Genomic DNA, 5,247 nt, shown 5'->3' with positions numbered 1-5,247 from the left:
CAATTTCCCCTAAAACCACTGGTGGTTAACCAAATCCAGATACTCTTCTACACCCTATTTTTTACTTTTCTAAAATAATTCCCGCTATTTCATTAGCATATTTTTTAGAGTCAAATCCATCATAGTTACTTAGTACTACAACAGTCAAATATTCTTTTGGAAACCGCATGAAGTATGAACGATAACCTGCCCAGCTACCTGAATGTTCCAAGTATCGACAGTTAAAACCTTCTGCAAGCCTTAGCCCAAAAGCATAATCTTCATTGTCAATAATTGTTTCCCCAGTTGGAGAAATTTCCGGACCTATTTCGCTCATTCTTTTAACAAGTTCTTTTCCGCCAACGGTACCCGTAGTTAAATTTTCTCCCCACTTTACCAGGTCTTCGACTGTTGCATGAACTGCCCCATCACCTGTATGTTCCCAAGGGCTTTCATAGACCATATATGCTCCTTGTTCATTCTTTGAATACCCCCTAGCAATTGATATAGTAGTTGGGTAGCAATCTACAATTGTTGTGTCTTTCATATTTAAAGAATCAAAAATACGTTCTTTTGCAAACTGACGTAAAGACTTCCCGCTTACCTTCTCTACCACCAATGACAATAAAAAATATCCTGTATTGCTATACTCAAATTTTGTGCCAACAGGGAACCTTGCAATTTGATGACCATTAAGGTGTTTTAGCGATTGTTCCACAGTTAATATATCAGTAAATTTAATATTTTCTGCTTGAGCCAATTCCATATAATCAACTAGTCCGCCAGTATGATGAATTAGATGCCTCAATGTTACTGGTTCAGCATATGTTCCTATAGAAGGGACAAACTTTACAATTGAATCATCTAAACTCAATCTTCCCTCTTGTTCTAAGAGTAATATAGAAAACGCTGTAAATTGTTTAGAAACTGAGGCGATATTAAAAACGCTCTTTGTGGTTATCGGTAGATTTTCCTCTATAGAAGCTAAGCCAACTGCACCTTTATACGTTACTCCGCTATCAAAACTGGCCATATATACAAAGCCAGGAACTTTTGGTGAAAACTTTTTTAATAATTGTTTAATCAATGTATGCGTCTTTTCATTATATGTATTATTCACCTCAATCACATCCCTTTCCCTTTAAATAATTAGAAATATATTATCCTGTTATCTTTTTCAATTACACATCTTACTTCAACTCAAAACAACATATTTTATATTTGACTACAATCAAGCACCTTCACACTGATTTCTTTAGTTTCTAAATTCTTCTCTTTATAGAGAGCTTTAATTTAGTGAGTACTATTATCCCCGAATTTACGAAATTCCCTCTTTCAATTCTAAAATTACTCATGGCAACTTAATAGATATTTTCTAAATTGGGTCAATAACATTTAAATCAAAGATGTTATTGACCCAAATACCTATTTTATTTTTAGATTTAGAACCGATGTACTAACAAATATGAAAACTATTTACCAGTCCTTTGTAAAGATAGGTTTCAATAAGACATTCATCTACCTTAAACCTTGTTTCAAATTTAGTTATAGTCTACAAATTTTATAGTCTTCGTCTATAGTGTTTTACTTTTTCGATATGAGAATTCAAATAACCTTTTTAAACAACTTTTTTCACAAAAAAGCAGAGGCGTTCCAAATCTTTATTTTTCATTGTAGTTTCAAATGTGGGATTGGGTAGTGATGTCCTGCATCATCTGTAAGTTCCCCATTAACTTCAGCTAACTAGTTCAAGTGGGAGAGTCATGAAAGTAATCCTATATCTTTTGCCTTTTGTACTGCTTCTTCTCGATTTTTAACTCCTAGCTTCTCATAGAGATTGGAGGCGTAATTTCTTACTGTTCCGTTTGACAAGTAAAGTGTCGAAGCTATTGTTTTATAACGGCTTCCTTGTGATAATAGTTTCAAAATCTCTAATTCTCGTTTCGTCAATCCATACTCTATTCCAGCTGATCGTGATTCAAATAATCCTGTTTCTTCATTTTCTTCCCACATCCTATGGAACAAGTCATGAGTAATCATCGTGCCTCCTCGATAGACTAGACGAATTGATTCAGCTAGTTCACGCGAATCTATGGATTTCAATACATATCCATCCGCACCATTTCGTATGATTTCTTTGGCCCTTTCTGTATTCTGGAAGGTTGACAGAATGAGTACACGAATGTCCGGCCATTTTTTCTTAATCATTTTAGTTGCATGAATCCCATCCAGATTTGGCATCTCTAAATCCATTAATACTACATCTGGTTTTAATCTCTCGCACAATTCCAAAGCCCGTTCTCCATCTTCAGCCATTCCCACTACTTGTAAATCCTCCAGTCCACCCAAAATTGTATGAAGACTTTCTCGGATAAAAGAATGATCATCGACAATACACAGACGAATTTGTTCGTTAGCCAATTGTACTTGTTTCGGTAAAACACATGAAATTAATGTCCCTTCCCCTTTTTTGGAATAAACAATGACTCTTCCTTGTGACTGACTTACACGCTCTTTCATTGCAGTTAATCCAAAGCCATCCTTCCACTCTTCTACCCCACAGCCATTATCCTGTACATCCAATCTTATCTGTTGTGGTTCAAAATGAAGTGACACAATGATTTCTGTGGAATGCCCATGTCGAACAGCATTTGTTAGTGATTCCTGCAAGCTCCGATATAGTGTCATTTTTGATTGTTTGGAGACTATATACTCTTCCCCTATTATTCGAGTACGTACATTTACTTTTGCATGTTTCTTAAATTCCTCTGTCAATTGTTGTAGTGTGGTAGCTAAGGGAAGCGACTCTTGTGATAAATCTAATTGGTGTAAATACAGTCTTACTTCTTCCATACTGTTACGGGCCAATTGTAATAATGAATCTAGCTGCTGCTCTCCTTCTTTAGACTTTAATTCCATACGCAATGTTTCCATCCCCATAATAATTGAAGTATAGGAATGTCCCATCGTATCGTGTAAGTCTTTTGAGAGCCTATCACGTTCCTCCAGTAATGTAATCCGCTCAACTTGGGATACGTACTGTTCCAATACATGTTTCTGGTTCCGAATAATTTCACTTTGACGGTAATTAATAGCCAGTAAACGAAAGAAAGAGCCCATAGCAAAAGCTAAACTGAGTTGTAGGATGATTACCCATAAATCTGTCACTTTAGAAAATATCGCAATGAGCAACGGGAACAAAATAATTGTGATAGGACCCGACCAGCGGTAAGATTTATGAACGCTATTTGCCGCAATCATAAAAGTTGGCATTAAAAAAGCAAGATACGCTAACGGAAATAATAAAGTTAAATAGAAACAAACTCCGCCAAATAATATTATTTCAGTAAATAAATAATAGCGATAGCTGAACATTAAACAAATCCAAGGTACTGAAAATGAAACGACTTCCCAAAGGATTATGATCCAAAGTGGTACTGTCAAATGATCTTGTTGTTGGATAGTCGTTGATATCAATGATAGCCAAACAATAAAGCGCATACAAAGTAAGGCCCAATCATACCAAAACCATAGTTTTAAAGTCTTAAACAAATTATCACTCCTTTATAGCTTTAAACATGAAACGCGTGTACATTCCAATAATTCGAACTAAGCTGTTTCCAATAAGATTATGTATCCAGATGAGAATGAAACCAGCAATCATGACAAAAATTGCCGCCTCCAATGAATTTACTGCAATGCCCAATAAGTATATATTAAAATATTGAAAAAGTAAGGGGGTAACGATACATCCTAGTGGTATTACATACAGTAAAACAGCACATATAAGACTCATTATTCCAACAAAAATTTTCTGCATGAGCCAAAAAATAGCCCTCCAGTTGCTATTATTGAGGATTGTATCTATCGCTTTAATCCATTTATCTCCTTCCTCTTTTTTTCTTGGTTCGAATAAATCTATCGATATATCTGTATAAACCTTCGTTTGAATGCGTTCATACTGAACAAACGTGTGAGTTGTTTGTAGTACCCACGCTAATAAGGGAATACCCCAAAAAATAATCGTCATTACTAATGCAAATGTAATGCTGACCAGATAGAAACAAAAGTAAAAAAAACCGGATACAAAGGTAAATAACAAGAAATAAAAATCTTGCAAAGTTTTTTGAGCTGATGCTTTTATCATTAAAATCTCTCCTCCTCATTCGTTGCTAATGTGTTAAAAACTACTTTTTTAATCCTAAGTATTTTTCTGTCACATACGTTAGTGTCAAAATGTCACGGTTTGTATGACATAACCATCAATACAGCCTTATTTACTCAATTTTTGTTGTTCTTTATAAACATGACAGAAGTTTACTATCGACTATGACTCGCCGCTTGTTATACTCTGTTCATACGCTAATTCTTTATGTTAAAGATAAGATTGTGTTCCCAATCTTATCTTTTTTCTTTGCAAATTTTTTGGTACAAAAAAGGAATCCTTATAATAAGGATTCCTAAAAGAAACGACGTACCCTAATCAATTTCTTAATTTAGTTCATCACACGTATAAAGTAAACTTTAATCAGCCCTCACCAATCAGTTTTTTACGGGCAACCCACCCAGCCTAACTTCTTTGTTTTCGCTGCATTTTGAGGTTGAGCTCTTATTGTCCGTTAATGTGGGATAAATTCCTTAGTTCCTCATTTTATCTAATTAGGGAGAATTTTATTTTGTTAACTTAATGTTAATGTGCTTCTATCCCACATCGTCTCTAATTTGAAAACATTTATTTCATCTAATAATCCTTTAATAAAATAACCTAACTGACATTTCTAAACAACACTATTGACACTTAACACTATCATCAATACTACACTTCGTTGAGCCACATTATTACAAATTTATTGATGTAGTTGAGATGGACTCACTTTTTGAATTTGAACAAGTATATCAAACGCTTTACCTAATGATATATCAACAGTTTTTGGTATATCAGGCCCTTCGGTAGTTATTCCAGCGAAAATTGGATGTTGTTCGTTTAACCAAGTTTTTGTCACGCCGTTTGCCTTACGTAAATCAATAAAAAATTGATCTTTTTTAACTTGTCCAAAGATGTAGTTATAACTGCTTGAATCATCCGATTTTAATGTTCCATAGGGGCCAAATTCACCATCGCTATTCTTGACATTATATTGCCCTTCATAAACTGACGTTCCAATAGATACGTACCGTTTTCCATAATATTCTGCTAAATGCTGCCCAGCTACTTTAGGATATATAAAAGGAAGCATATTTGTTTTCGAAACGTGTCCATTATGTCCC

4 protein-coding genes are annotated in these 5,247 nt (G+C 34.6%); all 4 read right to left on the bottom strand.

What is annotated here, in order from left to right; genetic code table 11:
- Positions 1-61 precede the first annotated feature (61 nt).
- Positions 62-1,099 carry a serine hydrolase domain-containing protein gene (locus tag DN404_RS29825; protein WP_059303783.1) on the bottom strand — a complete coding sequence of 346 codons (1,038 nt, stop codon included), beginning with the start codon at positions 1,097-1,099 and terminating at the stop codon, positions 62-64.
- Between the two features lie 641 nt (positions 1,100-1,740).
- Positions 1,741-3,531, bottom strand: a complete 1,791-nt coding sequence (locus tag DN404_RS29820; RefSeq protein ID WP_088363247.1) for a helix-turn-helix transcriptional regulator — start codon at positions 3,529-3,531, stop codon at positions 1,741-1,743.
- Between the two features lie 4 nt (positions 3,532-3,535).
- Positions 3,536-4,126 (bottom strand): sensor domain-containing protein, encoded by a 591-nt coding sequence (locus DN404_RS29815; RefSeq protein WP_149215840.1) that lies wholly within the window; start codon positions 4,124-4,126, stop codon positions 3,536-3,538.
- 700 nt (positions 4,127-4,826) lie between these two features.
- Positions 4,827-5,247: erythromycin esterase family protein (locus DN404_RS29810; RefSeq protein WP_149215839.1), on the bottom strand; the 421-nt coding region annotated here is incomplete at its 5' end.

The organism is Bacillus sp. TE8-1 (assembly GCF_008368855.1).
GTDB classification, from domain to species: domain Bacteria; phylum Bacillota; class Bacilli; order Bacillales; family Bacillaceae_G; genus Bacillus_A; species Bacillus_A cereus.
Note: the sequence above shows the minus strand (reverse complement) of the source record. Positions and strands in the feature narration are given on the sequence as shown.